The organism is Klebsiella sp. WOUb02, assembly GCF_050058015.1.
Taxonomy (GTDB): domain Bacteria; phylum Pseudomonadota; class Gammaproteobacteria; order Enterobacterales; family Enterobacteriaceae; genus Klebsiella.
Map to the genome: position 1 here is coordinate 2,956,274 of NZ_CP170110.1, position 21,008 is coordinate 2,977,281.

At 63.3% G+C, this 21,008-nt stretch carries 18 protein-coding genes and 3 pseudogenes; 10 read left to right on the forward strand and 11 right to left on the reverse strand.

From position 1 onward, the window contains the following. Positions 1 to 41: 41 nt before the first annotated feature. A complete protein-coding gene (locus ABOC21_RS21245; protein WP_426813173.1) occupies positions 42 to 905 on the forward strand; it encodes a MurR/RpiR family transcriptional regulator in 864 nt (287 codons plus the stop codon). Here ABOC21_RS21245 and ABOC21_RS21250 read toward each other — a convergent pair. The 5 genes from ABOC21_RS21250 to ABOC21_RS21270 all read right to left on the reverse strand — a co-directional run bounded on the left by ABOC21_RS21250 (position 894) and on the right by ABOC21_RS21270 (position 5,871). After that, positions 894 to 1,502 (reverse strand): 2-dehydro-3-deoxy-6-phosphogalactonate aldolase, encoded by a 609-nt coding sequence (locus tag ABOC21_RS21250; protein ID WP_426813174.1) that lies wholly within the window; start codon positions 1,500 to 1,502, stop codon positions 894 to 896. The genes ABOC21_RS21245 and ABOC21_RS21250 overlap by 12 nt on opposite strands. Further along, positions 1,489 to 2,358, reverse strand: a complete 870-nt coding sequence (locus tag ABOC21_RS21255) for a 2-dehydro-3-deoxygalactonokinase (protein ID WP_426813175.1) — start codon at positions 2,356 to 2,358, stop codon at positions 1,489 to 1,491. The genes ABOC21_RS21250 and ABOC21_RS21255 overlap by 14 nt, the downstream gene beginning before the upstream one ends. A gap of 10 nt (positions 2,359 to 2,368) precedes the next feature. Next, positions 2,369 to 3,856 carry a sodium:solute symporter family protein gene (locus ABOC21_RS21260; RefSeq protein ID WP_426813176.1) on the reverse strand — a complete coding sequence of 496 codons (1,488 nt, stop codon included), beginning with the start codon at positions 3,854 to 3,856 and terminating at the stop codon, positions 2,369 to 2,371. 173 nt (positions 3,857 to 4,029) lie between these two features. Further along, a complete protein-coding gene (locus ABOC21_RS21265) occupies positions 4,030 to 4,422 on the reverse strand; it encodes a RidA family protein (protein ID WP_426813177.1) in 393 nt (130 codons plus the stop codon). Positions 4,423 to 4,431: 9 nt separating this feature from the next. Next, the gene (locus tag ABOC21_RS21270) at positions 4,432 to 5,871 is read right to left on the reverse strand and encodes an N-acyl-D-amino-acid deacylase family protein (protein WP_426813178.1); all 1,440 of its coding nucleotides are present in this window, start codon (positions 5,869 to 5,871) and stop codon (positions 4,432 to 4,434) included. On the opposite strand from ABOC21_RS21270, the pseudogene ABOC21_RS21275 reads away from it, so the two are divergent. After that, positions 5,840 to 5,993, forward strand: a pseudogene (locus ABOC21_RS21275) (hypothetical protein). The gene ABOC21_RS21270 and the pseudogene ABOC21_RS21275 overlap by 32 nt on opposite strands. 79 nt (positions 5,994 to 6,072) lie before the next feature. Then, a pseudogene (locus ABOC21_RS21280) lies at positions 6,073 to 7,294 on the forward strand (amino acid deaminase). 78 nt (positions 7,295 to 7,372) lie between these two features. Here ABOC21_RS21280 and ABOC21_RS21285 read toward each other — a convergent pair. The 5 genes from ABOC21_RS21285 to ABOC21_RS21305 form a co-directional block, all read right to left on the reverse strand. Further along, a complete protein-coding gene (locus tag ABOC21_RS21285; protein ID WP_426813179.1) occupies positions 7,373 to 8,383 on the reverse strand; it encodes an Ldh family oxidoreductase in 1,011 nt (336 codons plus the stop codon). Between the two features lie 19 nt (positions 8,384 to 8,402). After that, the gene (locus ABOC21_RS21290) at positions 8,403 to 10,004 is read right to left on the reverse strand and encodes an APC family permease (protein ID WP_426813180.1); all 1,602 of its coding nucleotides are present in this window, start codon (positions 10,002 to 10,004) and stop codon (positions 8,403 to 8,405) included. 19 nt (positions 10,005 to 10,023) lie between these two features. Further along, entirely contained in the window at positions 10,024 to 11,625 is a 1,602-nt protein-coding gene (locus ABOC21_RS21295) for an aldehyde dehydrogenase (NADP(+)) (RefSeq protein ID WP_426815553.1), read from the reverse strand. Between the two features lie 14 nt (positions 11,626 to 11,639). Then, a complete protein-coding gene (locus ABOC21_RS21300) occupies positions 11,640 to 12,560 on the reverse strand; it encodes a dihydrodipicolinate synthase family protein (protein WP_426813181.1) in 921 nt (306 codons plus the stop codon). A 150-nt stretch (positions 12,561 to 12,710) separates the two neighbouring features. Further along, positions 12,711 to 13,538, reverse strand: a complete 828-nt coding sequence (locus tag ABOC21_RS21305; RefSeq protein WP_426813182.1) for a helix-turn-helix domain-containing protein — start codon at positions 13,536 to 13,538, stop codon at positions 12,711 to 12,713. A 310-nt stretch (positions 13,539 to 13,848) separates the two neighbouring features. Here ABOC21_RS21305 and ABOC21_RS21310 point away from each other — a divergent pair, with 310 nt between their 5' ends. The 4 genes and pseudogenes from ABOC21_RS21310 to ABOC21_RS21325 all read left to right on the forward strand — a co-directional run bounded on the left by ABOC21_RS21310 (position 13,849) and on the right by ABOC21_RS21325 (position 17,410). Continuing rightward, the gene (locus ABOC21_RS21310) at positions 13,849 to 14,796 is read left to right on the forward strand and encodes a 4-hydroxyproline epimerase (RefSeq protein ID WP_426813183.1); all 948 of its coding nucleotides are present in this window, start codon (positions 13,849 to 13,851) and stop codon (positions 14,794 to 14,796) included. Then, positions 14,793 to 15,904, forward strand: a pseudogene (locus ABOC21_RS21315) (NAD(P)/FAD-dependent oxidoreductase). Before ABOC21_RS21310 ends, ABOC21_RS21315 begins: the two are co-directional and overlap by 4 nt. Continuing rightward, positions 15,904 to 16,164, forward strand: a complete 261-nt coding sequence (locus ABOC21_RS21320) for a (2Fe-2S)-binding protein (protein ID WP_045860148.1) — start codon at positions 15,904 to 15,906, stop codon at positions 16,162 to 16,164. The pseudogene ABOC21_RS21315 and the gene ABOC21_RS21320 overlap by 1 nt, the downstream one beginning before the upstream one ends. Further along, on the forward strand, positions 16,145 to 17,410 hold the full coding sequence (locus tag ABOC21_RS21325) for an FAD-dependent oxidoreductase (RefSeq protein ID WP_426813184.1): 1,266 nt from the start codon (positions 16,145 to 16,147) through the stop codon (positions 17,408 to 17,410). The genes ABOC21_RS21320 and ABOC21_RS21325 overlap by 20 nt, the downstream gene beginning before the upstream one ends. A 1-nt stretch (position 17,411) precedes the next feature. Here the strand turns inward: ABOC21_RS21325 and hpaR are convergent, their stop codons facing one another. Beyond that, complete coding sequence (gene hpaR, locus ABOC21_RS21330) at positions 17,412 to 17,861, reverse strand: homoprotocatechuate degradation operon regulator HpaR (protein WP_045860152.1); 450 nt, start codon at positions 17,859 to 17,861, stop codon at positions 17,412 to 17,414. A 289-nt stretch (positions 17,862 to 18,150) separates the two neighbouring features. Between hpaR and ABOC21_RS21335 the strand changes: the two genes are divergently transcribed. From ABOC21_RS21335 to hpaE, 3 genes are read left to right on the forward strand one after another with little or no spacing between them, the layout of a single operon-like run. After that, positions 18,151 to 18,783 (forward strand): fumarylacetoacetate hydrolase family protein, encoded by a 633-nt coding sequence (locus ABOC21_RS21335; protein WP_426813185.1) that lies wholly within the window; start codon positions 18,151 to 18,153, stop codon positions 18,781 to 18,783. Continuing rightward, positions 18,780 to 19,544 (forward strand): fumarylacetoacetate hydrolase family protein, encoded by a 765-nt coding sequence (locus ABOC21_RS21340; protein WP_426813186.1) that lies wholly within the window; start codon positions 18,780 to 18,782, stop codon positions 19,542 to 19,544. Before ABOC21_RS21335 ends, ABOC21_RS21340 begins: the two co-directional genes overlap by 4 nt. Continuing rightward, positions 19,541 to 21,007, forward strand: coding sequence for a 5-carboxymethyl-2-hydroxymuconate semialdehyde dehydrogenase (gene hpaE / locus ABOC21_RS21345; protein WP_426813187.1), 1,467 nt, complete (start codon positions 19,541 to 19,543; stop codon positions 21,005 to 21,007). The genes ABOC21_RS21340 and hpaE overlap by 4 nt, the downstream gene beginning before the upstream one ends. The last annotated feature ends 1 nt before the right edge of the window (position 21,008 follow it).

The window sequence follows — 21,008 nt, forward strand, 5'->3', positions numbered from 1 at the left end:
TGGTACAAAGTATCATTACACATTTACCGACCGATACCCGTATGGCCTACTCGATTGATATCATCTCCTGCATCACCGATCGCTTCCTCGAGCTGACCGTTACCGAAAAGCGGATAGCCCAGTTTATTCTCGACGATGTCGCCGCCGCGGCCGAGCTGCCGATTGCCGAAATCGCCCGCCTGACCAGCACCAGCCAGGCCTCCGTCACCCGCTTTGCGCGGGCGCTGGGGTGCAAAGACGTCCGCGAGCTGAAAATGAAGCTCGCGCAGTCGCTGGCCGTCGGGCAGCGCTTTATTCTGGATGTCCCGGATCTGGAGGGCGTACAGGGGATCTACGAGTCAATTATTGGCGTCCTCGAGACCAACCGCCGGGCGCTGGACATTAACGCGCTGAAGCGCGCCGTCTCCTGGCTTAGCGATGCCCGGCAAATACTGGCGCTCGGCATGGGCGGCGGCTCGACCATCTGCGCCCAGGAGATCCAGTATCGCCTGTTCCGCCTCGGCCTGCCGGTCGTCAGCCAGAACGACGGCCTGCTGGTGCGCATGATGAGCTCGGCCGTGACGCCGAAAGACGTGGTTATCGTGCTGTCGCTGGGGGGCTATACCAAAGAGATCATTGAAAGCGCGGCGATCTCCAGGCAGTACGGGGCGAAGGTGATTGCCATCGCTCCGGCGGGTACGCCGCTGGCGGAGCAGGCGGATCTGCTGCTGCCGCTGCTGGTGCGCGAAAACGACTATATTTTCAAACCCAGCACCTCGCGTTACGCCATGCTGGCGATGGTCGACGTGCTGGCCACCGAACTGGCGATGGCCAACAAGCCGCAGGCGAAAGACCGCCTGCGGCGCATCAAGCTGGCGCTCGACAGCCACCGCGGCGGCGTCGACCGCCAGCCGCTAGGCGACTAGCTCCCGGCCGGCGGCAATAAAGCGATCCGCCTGCTCGCGGGTGCGCGCCGGCGTTTGCCCGGCACGGTACAGATCGCTCCCCAGCCCCGCGCCGGCGCATCCGGCCCGCACCCAGACGGCGAGGTTATCCGGCGTGACGCCCCCCACCGCCAGCACCGGCGCCTCCGGGGGCAGCACCGCCTTCAGCGCCCGAATGTAGTCCGGGCCAAAAGCGGAGGAGGGAAAGATTTTCAGCCACTGCGCGCCGGCCTCCAGGGCGTTAAACGCCTCCGTCGCGGTGGCGCATCCGGCGCAGACCAGCATCCCCTGCGCTACCGCCCGGCGGATCACCGCCGGCTGGGTATTGGGCGTCACCACCAGCTTCGCCCCCGCCGCGGCAAGAAAATCCACCTGTCCGACGTTAAGTACCGTCCCTGCGCCAATCACCGCCCGATCGGCAAAACGGCTGACCATCTGCGGAATACTGTGCTGCCAGTCCGGTGAATTAAGCGGGATTTCAATATAGCGAAAACCGGCGTCAATCAGCGTCTCAACGTGTTCCGCCGCCTCTGCGGGGCCAATACCGCGCAAAATCGCGACCAGCTTAACTGCGTTCATTCATTATCCTCGTCATACCGCTCAAAAATGCCTCATCGCCGCTACAGCTCTGCACCGCCCGGCCTTGTGCCACCATGGCGCATCGGTAGCGGGCAGTCAGCGCCGGATCGCCTACCAGGGTGACGGCGGCGCTGCGGTAGCGATCGCTAAAGGCCGCCACCTCGGCGCCAATCAGCAGCCCGGAGAGGTAGTCGCTGACCGAAGCCGGCGCCAGCGCCCCCAGCAGCCGCGCGGCGCGGGCGGTGAACAGCTCGCCCGCCAGCGGCGACGCCATACCTTTTTCCAGCCCCAGTTCAAAAGCGGCGTCGTCCGGCCGCTGCTCGGGGAGCTGCCTGCCAATCAGCGACTGGCTCAGCAGCAGGTGATGCAGCTCGCCGGTCATGGCGGTAGAGAAATGGCGTACGACTCCGCGCTCTACCTGCACCCACTTACTGTGGGTGCCCGGCATAATGTAGCAATCGGCCGGAGCAATGTGCCCGGCGCCCAGCAGCTGGGTCTCTTCACCGCGCATTACGCCGTAGTCCCCGGCCAGCTCGACCTTGAGACCGGGCACAATCCACACCTTTTCGGCGACGCAGAACAGCCGGCGGCCCGGCGCGTCGATGGCGGCGGGACAGGCCAGATACGGCACCGGACACCAGCCGGCGTCGCTGCCAACCATTCCGGCCATCACCACCGGCAGCGCCCGTTCGCCGCGCCAGGGCGCCAGATGCTGGCGGAAGATCTCCGCCGGCGCCTGCCCGTTAAGCCGGGAGATCCCCAACGGCAGCAGTTTCGTTTCAACGCACTCCCCGTCGCGTATCAGCCAGCCGCGCAGCTGCGTGGAGCCCCAGTCGACGGCAATATAGTCCTGCATCTGCGTCTCCTTAGCCCTGCGACGTATTGCGTTTGCCAATGGCCAGCGGCGGTGCCGCCGGGCGGCTTTCACGTTCGCGGGTAATCATCTCCAGCGCCTCTTCGCGGCTCATGCTGCTCGCCGGAGTCAGCAGCGTGACGACCACCGAGGCCGCCAGGCTGGTGAGCACCGACGGGATACACGGATTGCCCCAAAACGCCAGCCAATCGCTGTCCATCAGCACGGCGATCGACGCGCCGCCGCCGCCGGCCAGCGCGGCCACCGCCCCCTGCCAGTTAAAGCGCGTCCAGAAGCGGCCGAGTATGGTGCAGATAAACATCCCGGACATGATCATCGAGATCATTTTGGTGATGTAGCTAATGATGTCGTTGGAGGTCAGGGCAAATAGCAGCGCCAGGGCGATAACCAGCACGAGGAACATTCGCGACAGGCGAATCGCCCTCTCCGGCGCGGGCATATGGCCGGTCACCAGGGTATAAAGGTCGCGCAGCATAATCGAGACGGCGGCGATGGCGTCAGAGCTGCCGGAGGACATATTGGCCGACATCCCGGCGATCAGAATCGCCATCGCCAGCACCGGCGGCAGGACCTGGGTGGCAAACAGGAAGGCAAAGCCGCTATTTTCGAGATTGGCGTTCATCGTCCACACCGCCATGCCGATAATCGCCGGCAGAAACGAAAAGCCGAGATAGAGCAGGCCGGTGATGGTGAACGACTGGCGTACGGAGGAGACGGTTTTTGCCGAGTAGATGCGCTGGCGGTAAGACGGCGTTGCCAGAACGCCTACGCCAATCACCACCGCCAGAGAGAGCGCGGGCAGCACGCCGAGCTTATCGACGGCAAACAGGCTCTGGGCCGCCGGGTCAACCGCCTGCTGAATATGGCTCCAGCCGCCGACGTGATGGACCGCGAGGATCGCCATTAAAATAAAGCCGACGAACAGGACAATCGATTGAATGGTGTCGATCCACACCACCGCCGAGTAGCCGCCGATGCCGACGTAAACCACAAACGCCAGCGCAATAATAATTTTGGCGACGTTGATATCAATTCCGCTGGCCCACGCCAGATAGAGACCGCCGCCTAATATATGGGCGCCGAGCCAGCCGATCGAGGCAATAAAAATAAGGATCGCGACCAGGTTTTTAATAATTTTACTGCCGCCGGTATAATACGACATCTCTTCGCTCATGGTCATAAAGCGAAATTTACGCACTGGGGCGAAGAGCCACGCCACCAGTAAAATACCGACCGCGCCGCCGAGGCCGTACAGCATCCCCGCCCAGCCGTTGCTGTAGCCAAAGCCCACGGCGCCTACGCTGGAGCCGGTGCCAACCATGGTGCCGACCGTCGAACCCAGCGTCAGGAACATCGGCAGGGAGCGGCCGCCCAGCAGGAAGTCGTCGCCGTTCTTTTGCTTGCGCGAAACGTACCAGCCTAAGGCGATCATCGCGCAGGCATAAACGGAAAACCAAATCAGGAATGACATATTATTCATTGCTCACATCCAGGCGTAATAAATAATATTCGTACCGCTGAATATTATGAGTTAATAGTAACGATGCCGAAAAAAGGCACAGCAATCCTGGTCGCGCCGGCCGACTTATTCGGCCTGGCGCTACTTGTACATTGTTATGGGTCGCTCCCCGGCCCGCGGCGGGGAGCTATTATTTAGACACGGGCGGCGTTATAGCAGGTCACATCCACTTCAACTTTGCAGTCCACCACCAGATCGGCCACGCAGCAGATCCGCGCCGGCGGATGATCGCCAAAGAACTCGCGGAATACTTTGTTGAAAGACTGGAAATAGCGCGAGTCGGTGAGGATCACCTTCACGTGCACCACATCGGCAAGGGTATAGCCTGCTTCATTCATGATATCGACGCAGTTCTGAATCGCCAGTCGCGACTGCTCAACGATGCCGCCCTCCACCACTTCGCCATTTTTCATCGGCGTCTGGCCGGAAACATACAGCCAGCCGCCCGCTTCCACCGCGCGGGCAAACGGCAGATGCTGTCCGCCGGTGCCGGTTCCACCTTCCACGCCGTAACGTTTAATACTCATACTCACTCCTTAGTCCATCCGGCGGCGCAGGAAACGCCCCGCGCGCCCGGTAATTTTTTTATCGCTGCCGTAGCTCATGACGCCGTTGACCATCACCGCCTCAATGCCGTCCGCCGGCCGCTTCGGGTCGGAGAAGCTGGCAACGTCGCGCACCGTCTGTGGGTCAAACAGCACCAGATCGGCAAAGTAGCCGATTTTCACCAGCCCACGTTCCGGCAGCTGGAAGCGCGCCGCCGACAGCCCGGTCATTTTGTGAATAGCGGTGGTCAGCGGAAAAAGCTGCTCGTCGCGGCTGTAGTGCCCCAACACCCGCGGGAAAGCGCCCCACAGCCGCGGATGAGGCATCGGATCGTTCGGCAGGCCGTCGGAGCCGATCATGGTGACCGGATAGCGCATCACCCGCCGCACGTCCTGCTCGTCCATGTTGTAGTAGATAGCGCCGGCCGGCATCAGCTGCGCCGCGGCGTCGTGCAGGCTCACCAGCCACTCGTCGGCGATCTGCCGCAGCGTTTTTCCCGCCTGCTCCGGCCGGGACTCGGACCAGGTGATCACGATGTCGAACTCGTCGGTCACCTGCTTCATATCCAGCGTCGAGGAGCTGGCGGAATAGGGATAGCAGTCGCAGGCGATATCCTGGCGCTGGCGCATCTCGTCGAAGAAGGCCAGCGTCTCGCGCGTGCGCCCCCAGTTCTTCGCCCCGGCGCACTTATGATGAGAAACCACCACCGGGACGTTGCCGTGGCGGCCGATGCGAAACGCTTCGTCGAGGGCCTCCAGGATAGGCTCAAATTCAGACCGCAGATGGGTGGTGTAGATCCCCTGTTCCGCCGCCAGCTCTTCCGCCAGCGCCATCACCTCTTCGGTGGTGGAGTGGAACGCGCTGGCGTAGGCCAGGCCGGTGCTCAGGCCCAGCGCTCCTTCACGTAGCGCATCGCGCAGCTGGACGCGCATGCCGGCAATCTCCGTCTCCGTCGCCGGGCGGAACAGATCCTCCATATGGTTATTACGCAGCGCGGTATGACCAATCAGGGTGCCGACGTTGAGCGACGGCCGGGCCGCTTCCACCGCGTGGGCATAGGCCTGCACGGTGGGATAGATAAAGTGCTCCTGCTCGCCCAGCAGATTCATCGGATCGGGCACCGCGCCGCGCATGGTCGCCATTGCCGCGCTGATCCCGCAGTTGCCGACGATCACCGTCGTCACGCCCTGGCTGAGCTTGGGTAAATATTCCGGCATCCGGATGACGTTAATATCGTCATGGGTATGCACATCGATAAAGCCTGGCGCCAGCACGCGCCCCTGGCCTTCAATTTCGCGCTCTGCCGTCACCTGCAGCGCCGGAGCGATAGCCACAATGCGATCGCCCTTCACCGCCACGTCGCCGCGATACTGCGGCCCGCCGCTGCCGTCAATAACCGTGACGTTCTTAAAAAGCCAGTCAACCTTCATAGCAATTACTCCCTTTCGACTATGCCGACAAGTTAACCATTTACAAGGCGGAAAAACAGTGGAAAACTACGCAAAACCCAGATCGTTTTGTGATACTTTTATTCACAATGAATAATATTTAAGTATTAAAATAATATTTATCAAATAGTTATAACTGATACCCATTTAAAATCCGAAAGTAAGACCCGAAAGGATAGTGTTATGAAATACCACCATACAGCGCTTGTCCCGCATAAATCAGCGCCGATGAAATCGCCGGCGAACCTGCTGGCGGAAGAGGTCTGCCTTCCCGCCGCGCTGCTGAAAAAAAACGCGCTGGAAAACAATATCGCCTGGATGCAGCGCTACGCTGACGCCCGCGGCGTCTCGCTGGCGCCGCACGGCAAAACGACGATGACGCCGTGGATTTTTCAGGCCCAGCAGCGGGCCGGCGCCTGGGGGATCGGGGTCGGCAGCGCCTGGCAGGCGGCTGCGGCGATGGCCAGCGGCGTCCAGCGCGTATTGATGGTCAATCAGCTGGTGGGCAAGGCCAACATGCAGGCCGTTTCTCAGGCTGAAAAACCACTACCGCGGCGTCGATTTCATCTGCTGCATCGATAGCCTCGCTAACGCCCGCGCGCTGTCGGCTTTTTTTGCCGAACGCCGGCAAACCCTGGACGTGCTGATTGAACTGGGGGTGCCCGGCGGACGCTGCGGCTGCCGCAGCGTAGAGGATGCGCTGGCGCTGGCACAGACCACGGCGGAGCTACCGGGCCTGACGCTACGCGGGCTGGAGCTGTACGAAGGGGTGCTGCACGGCGACGATCCGCAGCCGCAGGTCGAAGCGCTGCTGCATCAGGCCGCAGACCTCGCCTGCCGAATGGAGCCGCTGGTCGACGGCGAGTTTATCCTCACCGGCGCCGGCACCGTCTGGTATGACGTGGTGTGTAACGTCTGGCTGGCGGCCGAAAAGCCGGCGCGCTGCCGGATAGCCATCCGCCCCGGCTGCTACATCACGCACGATATGGGGATCTACGATGTTGCTCAGCAGGAGCTGCTCGCCCGGGATCCGATCGCCTGCGATCTGGCCGGCGATCTGACTTCGGCCCTCGAGCTGATGGCGATGGTGCAGTCGGTTCCGGAAGCGGATCGCGCGGTGGTCAACTTCGGCAAGCGCGACTGCGCTTTCGATGCCGGACTACCGCAGCCCATCGCCCACTATCGCGGCGGAGAGCCGCTGCCGCTGCGCGCGGAGGAGATCGTCAGCGTCGGGATCATGGATCAGCACTGCATGCTGCGCCTTGCGCCGGGCAGCGATGTGCAGGTCGGCGATATCCTGGTCTTTGGCACCTCGCACCCCTGTCTGACCTTCGACAAATGGAAAACGCTGCTGCTGGTCGACGACGAGTACAACCTGCTGGAAGAACTGGATACGCTGTTCTGATTCATCCCGCACGACGGCCCACGCCGTCTCCGGGCTCCGCGTCCGGCTCGCTAAGCGCCGGATCGCCGGAGAAATCGCCTAACGCCGCGGGGCGACAATCTCCTCATACAGCGAACGCCCGATCGTCACCCCCTGGCGTTCGCTGACCTGACGACAATCGAAGCGCCGCTCGCCGGGAAGCCGGGCCCCCTGCGCGCGTATAGCGCTAAACAGCGTCTCCGCCCGCGCCAGATGCTCGTCCGCCTGCGGCCCGAGAAAGCGCTGCGGATCGAGCGCCAGAATCAGCTCGCCGCCGTACGGCAGCCCACCAGCGCCGTCGTCCCACGCCAGCGACTCCGCGCTGGTCATATCGCCGATCAGCGGCCCGGCGAGCAGCTCCACCATCGCCGCCAGCGCCGAACCCTTATGGCCACCAAAGGTCAGCATCGCCCCGTCGAGAACGGCGGCGGCGTCGGTGGAGGGCTCTCCTTCGGCGTCGATTCCCCAGCCCTCCGGCAAGGCCTTCCCGGCGCGCTGATGCAGCTGGATCTCGCCGCGCGCCGCCACGCTGGTTGCCATATCAAAAATAAACGGCGGCCTGTCGCCGCGCGGCCAGCCAAAGGCGATAGGGTTGGTGCCAAAGAGCGGACGGCTACCGCCCGCCGGCGCGACCCACGCGTGGCCCGGCGTGCAGGCCAGCCCCACCAGCCCCGCCTCGGTGAGCGGCTCAACGTCGGCAAACAGGGCCGAAAAGTGCACGCAGCGGTTAATCGCCAGCGCGGCAATACCGCTATGGCGCGCCTTAGCGCACAGCAGCGGCAGCGCGCGCTCAAAGGCCAGCAGCGAAAAGGCGCCGTTGGCGTCCGCCCGCACCACCGCCGGCGCGCGGTCGTCAATCTGCGGCTCAGCGTCGGGCGAAACCTTCCCCTTGCGCAGGGTATCGACGATCCCCGGCAGGCGCCACAGGCCGTGGGAAGCGCAGCCGTCGCGCTCCCCGGCGGTCACGTTACGCGCCACGGCCGCCGCGTGGCTCTCGCTGAAACCATTGTCGCTGAGCACCTCGCGGGAAAGCGCTTCAGCCTCGGGCAACGTCAGCGTTACCGTCTCCATACTCTTCTCCTTTGCTCTTCTACTCTTCTTCATCGCCATTAAAGTTAGCCTGAGGAAGACAGCTGCGCGCGCCCCAGTAATAAATACCGAGCGACATCGCCGCCACTATTATCGTATCCCAGGGGTGAGGTAGCACGTTAATGCCGCCAAAACTCCCCAGCCACGAGCAGAGCATAATCAGGGCATAGAAGACAATCAGCCACAGCGAAGATTTCACCTGCTGCGCAAAGTTCACCGCATGGACCGGCACCTTGCTTTTGCACAGCACGTACACCGCAAACATAACGATTTGCAACCCCAGCAGCCAGGAGAGGGTCGTCCAGCCGGACCAGTAGACGATCAGCGCCGAAACCATAAACGACACCGGGCCAATGATATGGAACGCGCGCACGCGGAACGGGCGCGGCATATCCGGCGCATTGCGGCGCAGCCCGGCGGCGGTCACCGGGGCGATAGCGTAGCTCAGCACCAGCGCCGCCGACACCACGCTAATTAACTGCTCCCATGACGGGAACGGCAGGGTCCAGAAAATAGAGAGGCCGAAGGTCAGCCACAACGCCGGGCGCGGAATACCGGACTCTTTATCGATATGGGTAAAAGCTTTAAAAAAGGTCCCGCTTTTCGCCCAACCGTAAATCACCCGCGGCGTGGCGTTCATATAGATATTGCCGGTTCCGCTCGGGGAAACAATCGCATCGCTAATCACCATAAACGCCAGCCAGCCCATGCCGAGGGTAATGGCGATATCGCGATACGGCAGCGAGAACTGCTTGCTGACCTCAGCCCAGCCGCCGCTCAGCATATCGGTCGGGATGCTGCCGAGAAACGCCACCTGCAGAAGCACGTAAATAATCGTCGACAGCACCACCGAGAGGATCAGCGCCACCGGGATCGTGCGCTGGGGGTTTTTCACCTCGCTGGCCACCGAGATAATCGGCGTCAGCCCCAGGTAGGCAAAAATAATGCCGCCGGCGCTGATGGCCGCCTCCACCCCCGACATGCCGAACGGCGCGAATCCCTGGGTATGCAAGTTTTCCGGCTTGAAGAAGGCGAACAGGGTAATGACCACCAGTAGCGGCACCAGAAACTTCAGCACGCTGATCACGTTATTCGAACGGGCGAAGGTTTTGACGCTGTAGTAGTTGAGGCCGAAGAAAAAGCACAGCAGCAGGAACTGCACGATCCAGCCGAGCAGCGTCGGCGAGCCGGATCCTGGCCGGGTCAGCATCGGGAACCACGCCGCGGCGTACTGGCGCGCGGCGACAATTTCAATCGAGATCAGGCTGGAAAAGGCGATAAGGGTGATAAATCCCAGCAGATAGCCCATCAGCTCGCCGTGGGAAAAGACCGGATAGCGGATAATCCCGCCGGCGCGCGGCAGCGCCGCCCCCAGCTCGCAGTAGACGATCCCCAGCAGCAGCACCGCAAACCCGCCGATCGTCCAGGAGGCGATCCCCGCCGGCCCGGCAATCGACGCCACGTGGCTGGCGGCGAACAGCCAGCCGGAGCCAAAAATCGCCCCCAGACCGATAAACGTCAGGTCCGTTAAGGTCAGCTGCTTTTTAAACTTACCCGACTCAGCAACGCGGGTTTGACTGCTATGCGTAGTGTGAATGGTCATGGTGTTGCCCTTTCATCAATCAGAGTGGGGAAATCGCTTCCCGGGTCCACTGCCCGTTCACCAGGCGCAGCAGGTTTAAAGGGTTCGCATCCTGCAGGGCCGGCGGCAGCAGCGCGGCGGGCGCGTTCTGCAGGCAAACCGGGCGCAGAAAGCGCTCTATCGCCCGGGTGCCGACCGAGGTGCCGCGCGCGTCGGTGGTGGCCGGCCAGGGCCCGCCGTGGACCATCGCATCGCACACCTCCACCCCGGTGGGATAGCCGTTGAACAGCACCCGCCCCGCTTTCTCGCTCAGCAGCGGCAGCAGGCGCGACGCCAGCGGACGATCGCCGGCCTCCGCGTGCAGCGTGGCGGTGAGCTGCCCCTGCAGGCTCTGAAGCAGGGCCTGCAGTTGGGCCTCATCGTCCGCCTCCACCAGCACCGACAGCGGGCCAAAAACCTCACGCTGGAGCAGAGAATCGGCGGCCATCACCTGCTCCGCCGTCGCCTGATACAGCAGGGTCTGCGCCTGGGCGCCCTCTGCAGCCTGGCCGGCGGCCAGACGCTGCACGCCGGGGCAGGCGTCGAGCGCCGCGACGCCCGCGTGATAGTGCTCGCGCGTCGGCGCATTCAGCAGCACCTGCGCGGCGGCGGCGCGCACCTGCTCGCAGAGGGCCGCCCTGAAGCGCTCGCTGTCCGCCCCTTTGAGCACCAGGATCAGGCCGGGACGGGTGCAAAACTGGCCGCCGCCGAGGGTAAATGACGCCACCAGCTCTTTTGCCAGCAGCGGCGCCCGGGAGGCCAACGCCTGCGGCAGGATAATCAGTGGATTGATGGCCGACATTTCGGCAAACATCGGAATCGGCTGGTGGCGCTGCTGCACCCGCTGGTATAGCGCTCGTCCCCCCTCCAGCGAACCGGTAAAACCCACCGCCTGAATCGCCGGATGGCTCACCAGCTCCGCGCCAATGTCGGTGCCAAAGATCAGGTTAAACACGCCGCCGGGCAGGCCGCAGGCCTCCACCGCGCGGACCACGGCCTGCGCCGTCTGCTCGGCGGTCGCCATATGTCCGGGATGCGCCTTGACCACGACCGGACAGCCGGCCGCCAGCGCCGACGCGGTGTCGCCGCCGGCGGTGGAGAACGCCAGCGGGAAGTTGCTGGCGCCGAACACCGCCACCGGGCCGAGCGCGGTCTGGTACTGGCGCAGGTCGGGCCGCGGGGCGGGCTTGCGTTCCGCCAGCGCGGTATCGATGCGCGCTCCGAAAAGATCGCCACGGGCCAGCAGATCGGCAAACATCCGCAACTGGCTGCTGGTGCGCGCCCGCTCCCCCTGCAGCCGCGCCAGCGGCAGCGCGGTCTCCTCGTGGGCAATCGCAAAAAAATCCTCCCCGAGGGCGTCCAGCTCGTCGGCAACGCGCTGCAGAAAGCGCCCCCGTAGCTCGGGCGAAGTCTGAGAAAAGGCGCTGAACGCCTGCTGTGCCGCCTGCGCCGCCTGCGCCGCCTCCTCGCAGGAGGCCGGATAGAAACGGTGGCCGGTGGCTTCGCCATCCGCCGCCCGCAGGCTTAGCAGCGTGGCTTCACCGCTGGCTACGCGGCAGCCGGCGATAAACTGGCGGCCCGCCGGGATCTGTTTTTCGCTCATCATCGCTCCTCGGCCTAAAGGCCCACGTCCGGCAGCTCGGGACGCGTCGCCATCGCCTGCTCGACTATCGCGATCACCTGCCGGCGGGTCTCCCCTTCCAGCGCCAGGCGCGGCGGACGGGTCACCTCGCTCCCGCGGCCCAGAAGCTCTTCGCAGAGCTTGATGCACTGCACCAGATCCGGGCGCGCGTCGAGATGCAGCAGCGGCATAAACCAGCGGTAGAGCGCCATCGCTTCGTCATAGCGTTTCTGAATAGCCAGGCGGAACAGCGTCTCGCCTTCGCGCGGGAAGGCGTTCGACATCCCCGAAATCCACCCCTCGGCGCCGACGGCAATGCTCTCGACCACCACGTCATCAAGGCCGGCAAACAGCACAAAGCGATCGCCCACCGTGTTGCGCAGGTCGGTAAAGCGGCGAGTATCGCCCGATGAATCCTTAAAGCAGACGATGTTGTCGCAGTCGGTCAGCGTCGCGAGGATCTCCGGCGTGACGTCGTTTTTGTAAATCGGCGGGTTGTTATAAACCATAATCGGCAGGTCAGTGGCGGCGGCCACGCTGCGGAAATGGGCGGCGGTTTCATGCGGTTTTGATGAGTAGACCAGTGCGGGCATGACCATAATCCCGTCGACGCCCACGCGCTCCGCCTCTTTCGCCATCGTCCGGGCGAAGGCGGTGGTGAATTCGGCAACGCCGGCAAGGACCGGGATTTTGCCGCCGGCGGCGTCCTTCGCCGCCTCGATAATTTGCAGCTTTTCCTGGGTGCTCAGGGAGGTGTTTTCCCCGACGCTGCCGCACACCACCAGCCCGGAAACGCCATCTTTCACCAGGTTTTTCATCACCGCGTGGGTGGCGTCTAAATCGAGAGAATAGTCGCGATGAAACTGCGTGCTGACTGCCGGAAATACGCCGCTCCAGTGAATCGCTTTTTTGCTCATGCTCGGTTCCTTGTCGTCATTTTGTTAAGTCAAAGTGAATGATTGGTGAATATTCACTGACAGATTGACGCGTCATGGTTCCGGCGGCTTGTGGGTTTTCCTCCAATACGATGACGAAATTAGCACAGTCGCAAAAGCGTGAAACGGCGGTTACCCCGACAGGGTTATGCGGAAATCGCGGGGAGTTGAGCCAGTCATCGCCTTAAACTGGCGGCTGAAGGCGCTGTGATCGGTATAGCCGCACTGCAGCGCAATGTCGGTAATCGGCGTATCTCCCGCCAGCAGCTCGGTGGCTTTTTCGAGCCGGACCTTATGGATCATCTGCCGCGGAGTCAGGTGAAAGATCCGCTTACAGTAGCGTTCGATCTGCGCCACCGACATGCCGCTGAGTGCAGTCAGCTCATCCATGGCGATCGGCCGATGATAGTGGCGCCGGATATGATCGTCGACGATCGCCAGCCGCTGCCACGCCGGGTGGCGGGCGTGGGCCTCCTGCAGATCGTGCGAGATCCCGGCCATCCCGATCACCTGCCCGTGAATATCGCGCAGCGCCAGCTTCTGCGTCAGGCACCAGCCGCGCTCGCGGCCGTTGTAGAGGTGCATCTCCAGCTGGTCGCGCAGCATCACCCCTTCACGCAGAACCCGCAGATCCTGCTCGATATAGCCCTGGCCGAGCGTCGAGGGAAAGACGTCGGCCGAGGTTTTGCCCAACAGCATCGAGACGGTTTTAAATCCGCAGCGGCGGGCAAGCGTCAGGTTGGCCAGCAGATAGCGCGCCTGGTGGTCTTTAATAAAAAACACGACGTTGGGAATGGCGTTCAGCAAGGGGGCGATCAGCGCCAGCGCGTTGAGCAGCGCCGGCATATTCTCCGGACGCTGGCGCGCCAGCCCTTCGCAAATCTGGCTCAGTTCGTCCACGGCCAGGCTCGTTTCATCCACCGGCTCGCATGCCGGAGCAGCCTCGGTAACACACAACATAACGCTTCCTCATGGCGGGTAACGGGAGGATATTTATTCACCTTTTATTAACACATCAAGCGGCAGCAGCGCGTTTTGCGATCCTGGCGGCGGTTTAAATTTTCTGCCGAATAGCCGGCTGGCGTTATTGCGCCTTTCGGTTTACCACATCGTTAATGGAATGATTAATAAGAAATAATTATGAATTTCAACGGATAGTCCCGCCGCCGACTGTGCTGATTTCGTCACTTCGCCTGATGAAAGCGCTCAAGCGGGAGGCGGCCTCTTGCGCCAGCATTGTGAAACATCTTATTAACCACCGGAGAGATTCATGACCGCGCCACGCCGGCCCGCTGAACTGAGGGCCATTGATTCACATACCGGCGGCGAGCCAACCCGCCTGATCGTTGACGGTTTTCCGGATCTCGGCCGGGGCAGCATGGCGGAGCGTCGCGAACGCTTTGCCGCTGAATTCGACCGCTGGCGTCAGGCGATTATCCTCGAACCGCGCGGCAACGACGTGCTGGTAGGCGCGCTGCTGTGCGAACCGGTTTCGCCGGCCGCCACCGCCGGGGTGATCTTCTTCAACAACGCCGGCTTCCTGAATATGTGCGGCCACGGCACGATCGGCCTTATCGCCTCGCTGGCGTGGCTGGGCCGCATTCGGCCTGGCAGGCATCTGATTGAGACCCCGGTCGGCGACGTGAGCGCGACGCTGCATGAAGACGGCAGCGTGTCGGTGGAGAACGTTCCGGCCCGGCGCTGGAAAAAGAGGATCGGCGTGGAAACCGCCTTCGGCACCGTGACCGGCGACATCGCCTGGGGCGGCAACTGGTTCTTTCTCATTAACGATCACCCCTTCAGCATTGAGCCCGCGCAGATCCCCCAGCTCACTGAATACGCCTGGGCGGTACGCGAAGGGCTGGAGGCCGCAGGGATCCGCGGCGATGACGGCGGCGCGATCGACCACGTTGAGCTGTTTGCCGACGATGAGACCGCCGACAGCCGCAGCTTCGTGCTGTGCCCCGGCAAGGCCTGGGATCGCTCGCCGTGCGGGACTGGAACCAGCGCCAAACTGGCCTGCCTGGCGGAAGATGGCAAGCTGCGGCCCGGCGAGACCTGGCTACAGGCCAGCATCATCGGCAGCCGCTTTACCGCCAGCTACGCGCGCGTGTCCGCCGGCATTATCCCGACTATTCGCGGCGAAGCCTGGGTATGCGGCGATAACCGCCTGATCCTCAATCCTGAGGATCCCTTCTGCTGGGGGATCGTGCCGTGAGCGGCAGCGACGTCATCGTCATCGGCGCGGGGATCGTCGGCGCCGTCTGCGCCTGGCAGCTGGCAAAGCGTGGGCAAAAGGTCACCCTGATCGACGGCGGCCAGCCGGGGGCGACCGCCGCCGGAATGGGCCATCTGGTATGCATGGACGATAACCCCGCCGAGCTAGCCCTCTCCACCTGGTCGCTCGAACTCTGGCGCGCAATCACGCCGCGCATGCCAGAGAGCTGCGCCTGGCGCGGCTGCGGCACCCTGTGGCTGGCGGAAACGACGCAGGAGCTGGAGGTCGCCCGGGAAAAGCAGCTGCGGATGGCGGAGTATCAGGTCGCCACGCAGATGCAAAGCGCGGAGCAGCTGGCGCAGCGCGAGCCACTGCTGCGCGCCGGCCTGCCGGGTGGGCTGTGGGTTCCCGGCGACGGGATTATCTATGCCCCTAACGCCGCCCGCTGGTTTATCGCCGACGCGGGCGCCGGGCTGACCCACCTGCGGGAAGCCGCCCAAACGCTGGAGGAGCCGACGGTGACCCTGACCAGCGGCAGACGGCTGCAGGCGCCGGCCATCGTGGTCGCCTGCGGCCTTGATGCCAACACGCTGCTGGGGGAGAGCTGGCTGCGGGCGAAAAAGGGCCAGTTGGCGATTACCGACCGCTACGGCCCGCTGCTCCGGCATCAGTTGGTCGAGCTCGGCTACGGCGCCAGCGCCCACGGCAGCGGCACCTCGGTGGCCTTTAACGTCCAGCCGAGGCCGACCGGCCAGCTGCTGATCGGCTCTTCCCGCCAGTTTGATACCACCGATCGCCAGTCTGAATTTACCCCTGCTGGCGCAAATGCTGGGCCGCGCGCGGCAGTTTCTGCCGACGCTCGGCGGGCTGAATATCATCCGCTGCTGGAGTGGTTTTCGCGCCGCGTCGCAGGACGGCAATCCGCTGATTGGCCCTCATCCGTCGCGCCGCGGCTTGTGGCTGGCGCTGGGCCACGAGGGGCTCGGCGTGACCACCGCCCCCGCCAGCGCGGGAGCTCCTCTGCGCCCAACTGATGGGCGAGCGCGGGCCGCTGACTCCCGACGCCTGGCTCCCCGCTCGCCTGCAGAAACAGGAGGCAATCGCCTGATGCCCACCATCCAGATAATCATCGAAGGCGCCAGCCTAGAGGTGCCGGCGGGGATCAGCATCGCCGCCGCGCTGGCGCTCACCGCCGACCCCACGACGCGAATTGCCGTCGGCGGCGATCCGCGCGCGCCATTTTGCGGTATGGGCGTCTGCCAGGAGTGCCGGGTGACCGCCAACGGCCGTCGGGTGCTGGCCTGCCAGACGCTGTGCCTGCCGGGAATGAACATTGAAAGGAGCCGCCATGCAAACGCTACGCTGTGAGGTACTGATCCTCGGGGCGGGCCCTGCCGGCCTCGCCGCCGCGCTGGCCGCCGCCTCTTGCGGTAAGCGAACGATCGTGCTTGATGATAACCCGCGCCCCGGCGGGCAGATCTGGCGTGACGGGCCGCAGGTCAAGCTCCCGGCCCTGGCGCGGCGCTATCGCGAAGCCGTCGCTGCGGCTGAAAATATCACCCTGCTCAGCGGCGCGCGCCTCATCGCCCGGCCGACCGCCCGCAGCGTGATGTTTGAAACCGCCGAGGCGTGCGGGATCGTGGAGTGGCAGAAGCTGATTCTGTGCTGCGGGGCGCGCGAGCTCTCGCTGCCGTTTCCCGGCTGGACGCTACCCGGCGTGACCGCAGCGGGCGGTCTGCAGGCGCAAATCAAGCACGGCCTGGCGCTGAAAGGCGGCGAGCGGGTCGTGGTGGCCGGCAGCGGTCCACTGCTGCTGGCGGTGGCCGACACGGTGAAAAAAAGCGGCGGCGAGATAGTGCAGATTGTCGAGCAGGCGCCGCTCTCCGCCCTGATACGCTTTGGCAGCCGGCTGTGGTGCTGGCCGGAAAAGCTGCGCCAGCTCGCCAGCCTCGCCCCGCGGCGCTACCTGAGCGGCAGCCATGTTATTCGCGCCCACGGCAAAACGCATCTTGAGGCGGTGACGATCCGCCGGCGTGGCGTCGAGCGTACGCTGGCGTGCGATCGGCTGGCAGTTGGCTATGGCCTGGTGCCGAACCTCGAAAGCGCGCTGTTTTTCGGCTGCGCCGTTGCGGATGAGGCGGTGCAGGTGGACTGCTGGCAGCAAACCAGCGTCGCGGACGTGTATGCCGCCGGAGAGTGCACCGGCTTCGGCGGCAGCGAGCTGGCGCTGGCCGAAGGAGAGATTGCCGGCTTTGCGGCGGCGGATACCGGCGACCGGGCGCAGGCCCTCTTTGCCCGTCGCGCGCGCTGGCAGGGTTTTGCCGACGCCGTCAGGCGGGCGTTTATCCTGTCGGAAAGCCTGAAAACCCTCGCCACGCCAGAGAGCCTGCTGTGCCGCTGCGAGGACGTCCGCTGCGGTGACGCGGCGAACACCGAGGGCTGGAAGCAGGCAAAGCTGGCGTTGCGCTGCGGCATGGGCGCCTGCCAGGGGAAAACCTGCGCGACCACAGCCCGCTGGCTGTACGGCTGGCCGCTGGTGGCGCCGCGCGAGCCGCTCTCCCCTGCGCGGGCGGAAACGCTTATCGCCCTCGCCCAGGAGAGCGGCGAGCGCTGACCTACTCCTCCTGCCGATCGTCGCGCGCGGCGCCGTTACGGTTGCCGAGCGCGATAAACTCCTCCAGCAGCGCGGTCAGCTGGCGCATTTTTTCACTGGTAAACTCTTCTTCGATCAGGCGATAGGCCTCTTCAACCTGCGCCTGGGCGCTTTGATACAGCTTTGTTCCTTCCGCCGTCAGCGAAACGTACAGCTTGCGCTGATCGCTGACCGGCTTTAAGCGCAGCACCAGGCCGTCGCGTTCCATGCGGGTCAAAATACCGGTCAGGCTCGGGCGCAAAATGCAGGCGCGGAAGGCGAGGTCGTGAAAATCCATCGACGGACTTTCGGCAAGGATGCGCACAATACGCCACTGCTGCTCGGTGAGATTATGGCGTTTGACGATCGGCCGAAAGTGGCCCATCGCCGCTTCCCGCGCCTGCAACAGCGCAATGGTTAACGAATCATGCATCACATACCCTCTACATCGCATTTCAGAATCTATTAACAAGTTAATAACTAGCGCTTATTTGCCGATGACGCAACCTGTTTCTGCTGCTGAAAAGTACCAGCCCTTGCAGAATTTAAAGTTAACATAATGATTATAAACAATTAAATTTCACTCATGTAAATTTAATGTTAATCCGATCACAAAACATTCACTTCTGTTTGCCAAACCCGCCCGCAAGGAATAAAAGGTAATCATTAACATATTAATGAAATCCCTTAAGCTTCCGAAATCAGTACCAGAGGAGTGGTGAATGAAAGGTACCATCTTCGCCGTTGCGCTTAACCACGGCAGCCAGCTCGCCGCCTGGCGCGAAGCGTTCCAACAGGCCCCGTACAAAACGCCGCCGCAAACCGCGGTCTGGTTTATCAAACCGCGCAATACCGTTATCGGCAGCGGCGATGCTATCCCTTACCCGCAGGGGGAAACCGTGCACAGCGGCGCCACCGTGGCGCTGATCGTCGGCAAAACCGCCCGCGGCGTCTCCGTCGAAGAGGCCGCCTCCTGCATCGCCGGCTACGCGCTGGCCAACGACGTCAGCCTGCCGGAAGAGAGCTTTTACCGCCCGGCGATTAAGGCCAAATGCCGCGACGGTTTTTGTCCGCTGGGCGCCCTCGCCCCGGTTCGGAGCGTCGATAACCTGACTATCATCACCGAGATCAACGGCCGCGAAGCGGATAGCTGGAACACCGCCGACCTACAGCGCGGCGCCGCCGAGCTGCTAAGCGCCCTGAGCGAGTTCGCCACCCTCACTCCCGGCGACGCCATTCTGATCGGCACTCCGCACGCCCGCGTCACGCTGCGCCCCGGCGATCGCGTACGCATTCTCGCCGAGGGTTTCCCGGCGCTGGAAAACCCGGTCGTCGCAGAAGGAGAGCCGGCATGAAACAGGCACGTATTGAGTGGCAGGGCCAGGTACGCAGCGCGCAGGTCGACGATCGCGAGCAGGTCATTCTCGACGACGGCACGCGGCTGCAGGAGGGGGAGTTCCGCTGGCTGCCGCCCGCCGACGGAACGCTGTTCGCGCTGGGTCTGAACTACGCCGATCACGCCAGCGAGCTGGAATTCAAGCCGCCGGAAGAGCCGCTGGTGTTTATCAAAGCGCCGAACACCTTTCTCGGCCACCGCCAGGAGTCGGTGCGTCCGGATAACGTCGAATATATGCATTACGAAGCCGAACTGGTGGTGGTGATTGGCAAAACCGCGCGCAGGGTCAGCGAGGCCGACGCCCTCGACTACGTCGCCGGCTATACCGTCTGCAATGACTACGCCATTCGCGACTATCTGGAAAACTACTACCGGCCGAATCTGCGGGTCAAAAGCCGCGACACCCTGACCCCCATCGGCCCGTGGATCGTGAGCAAAGAGGCGATCCCGGACCCGCACAACCTGACCCTGCGCACTTGGGTCAACGGCGAACTGCGCCAGCAGGGCACCACCGCCGATCTGATCTTCAGCATCCCGTTCCTGATCGCGTACCTGAGCGAGTTTATGACCCTGCAGCCGGGAGACATGATCGCCACCGGCACGCCGAAGGGGCTGTCCGACGTGGTGCCGGGTGACGAAGTGATCGTCGAAGTCGAAGGCGTGGGCCGCCTGGTCAACCGCATCATCAGCCAGCAAGCGTATGAGGAGAAGCTGTCATGAAAAAAATTAACCACTGGATCAACGGCGAAAGCGTGGCAAGCGCGGAGTATTTCCACACCACCAACCCGGCCACCGGCGAAGTGCTGGCGGAAGTCGCCTCCGGCGGCGAAGCCGAAGTGAATCAGGCGGTAGCGGCAGCCAAAGCGGCGTTCCCGAAATGGGCCAACCTACCGATGAAGGAGCGCGCGCGCCTGATGCGCCGGCTGGGCGATCTTATCGATCAGAACGTCCCGCAGATCGCGGCGATGGAGACCGCCGATACCGGCCTGCCGATCCACCAGACCAAAAATGTGCTGATCCCGCGCGCTTCGCACAACTTCGAATTCTTCGCCGAAGTGTGCCAGCAGATGAACGGCAAAACCTATCCGGTTGACGACAAGATGCTCAACTATACCCTCGTGCAGCCGGTCGGCGTCTGCGCGCTGGTGTCGCCGTGGAACGTGCCGTTTATGACCGCTACCTGGAAGGTGGCGCCGTGCCTGGCGCTGGGCAACACCGCGGTGCTGAAAATGTCCGAGCTGTCGCCGCTCACCGCCGACCATCTCGGCGAGCTGGCGCTGGAAGCCGGTATTCCGCCGGGCGTGCTCAACGTCGTGCAGGGCTACGGCGCCAGCGCCGGCGACGCGCTGGTGCGCCATCATGACGTGCGCGCGGTGTCGTTTACCGGCGGCACCGCCACCGGACGTAACATCATGAAAAATGCCGGACTGAAAAAGTACTCGATGGAGCTGGGCGGCAAATCGCCGGTGCTGATTTTTGAAGATGCCGATATCGAGCGCGCGCTGGATGCCGCCCTGTTCACCATCTTCTCAATCAACGGCGAACGCTGCACAGCCGGCTCGCGCATCTTCATTCAGCAGAGCATTTACCCGGAGTTCGTCAAGCGCTTTGCCGAACGCGCCAGCCGCCTGCGCGTCGGTGACCCGACCGATCCCAACACCCAGGTCGGGGCGCTGATAAGCCAGCAGCACTGGGAAAAAGTCTCCGGCTATATCCGCCTCGGCATCGAGGAAGGCGCCACGCTGCTGGCCGGCGGCCCGGATAAACCCACCGACCTGCCGGCGCATCTTCGCGGCGGCAACTTCCTGCGCCCGACGGTGCTGGCGGACGTCGATAACCGCATGCGGGTTGCCCAGGAAGAAATCTTTGGCCCGGTCGCCTGCCTGTTGCCGTTTAAAGATGAAGCCGAAGGTTTGCGCCTCGCCAACGATATCGAATACGGCCTCGCTTCCTATATCTGGACCCAGGACGTCAGCAAGGTCCTGCGCCTCGCGCGCGGTATTGAAGCCGGCATGGTCTTCGTCAATACCCAGAACGTACGCGATCTGCGCCAGCCGTTCGGCGGCGTGAAAGCCTCCGGCACCGGCCGCGAAGGCGGCGAGTACAGCTTCGAAGTATTCGCCGAAATGAAAAACGTCTGTATTTCCATGGGTGATCATCCGATCCCGAAATGGGGTTTATAAG

Coding starts and splice junctions, on each gene's coding strand:
- ABOC21_RS21285 (WP_426813179.1), bottom strand. CDS start 8,383: ATGGAGACGGTAACGCTGACGTTGCCCGAGGCTGAAGCGCTTTCCCGC.
- ABOC21_RS21340 (WP_426813186.1), top strand. CDS start 18,780: ATGAAACAGGCACGTATTGAGTGGCAGGGCCAGGTACGCAGCGCGCAG.
- ABOC21_RS21305 (WP_426813182.1), bottom strand. CDS start 13,538: ATGTTGTGTGTTACCGAGGCTGCTCCGGCATGCGAGCCGGTGGATGAA.
- ABOC21_RS21310 (WP_426813183.1), top strand. CDS start 13,849: ATGACCGCGCCACGCCGGCCCGCTGAACTGAGGGCCATTGATTCACAT.
- ABOC21_RS21325 (WP_426813184.1), top strand. CDS start 16,145: ATGCAAACGCTACGCTGTGAGGTACTGATCCTCGGGGCGGGCCCTGCC.
- ABOC21_RS21320 (WP_045860148.1), top strand. CDS start 15,904: ATGCCCACCATCCAGATAATCATCGAAGGCGCCAGCCTAGAGGTGCCG.
- ABOC21_RS21260 (WP_426813176.1), bottom strand. CDS start 3,856: ATGAATAATATGTCATTCCTGATTTGGTTTTCCGTTTATGCCTGCGCG.
- ABOC21_RS21295 (WP_426815553.1), bottom strand. CDS start 11,625: ATGAGCGAAAAACAGATCCCGGCGGGCCGCCAGTTTATCGCCGGCTGC.
- ABOC21_RS21300 (WP_426813181.1), bottom strand. CDS start 12,560: ATGAGCAAAAAAGCGATTCACTGGAGCGGCGTATTTCCGGCAGTCAGC.
- hpaR (WP_045860152.1), bottom strand. CDS start 17,861: ATGCATGATTCGTTAACCATTGCGCTGTTGCAGGCGCGGGAAGCGGCG.
- ABOC21_RS21245 (WP_426813173.1), top strand. CDS start 42: ATGGCCTACTCGATTGATATCATCTCCTGCATCACCGATCGCTTCCTC.
- ABOC21_RS21255 (WP_426813175.1), bottom strand. CDS start 2,358: ATGCAGGACTATATTGCCGTCGACTGGGGCTCCACGCAGCTGCGCGGC.
- ABOC21_RS21250 (WP_426813174.1), bottom strand. CDS start 1,502: ATGAACGCAGTTAAGCTGGTCGCGATTTTGCGCGGTATTGGCCCCGCA.
- ABOC21_RS21270 (WP_426813178.1), bottom strand. CDS start 5,871: ATGAAGGTTGACTGGCTTTTTAAGAACGTCACGGTTATTGACGGCAGC.
- hpaE (WP_426813187.1), top strand. CDS start 19,541: ATGAAAAAAATTAACCACTGGATCAACGGCGAAAGCGTGGCAAGCGCG.
- ABOC21_RS21265 (WP_426813177.1), bottom strand. CDS start 4,422: ATGAGTATTAAACGTTACGGCGTGGAAGGTGGAACCGGCACCGGCGGA.
- ABOC21_RS21335 (WP_426813185.1), top strand. CDS start 18,151: ATGAAAGGTACCATCTTCGCCGTTGCGCTTAACCACGGCAGCCAGCTC.
- ABOC21_RS21290 (WP_426813180.1), bottom strand. CDS start 10,004: ATGACCATTCACACTACGCATAGCAGTCAAACCCGCGTTGCTGAGTCG.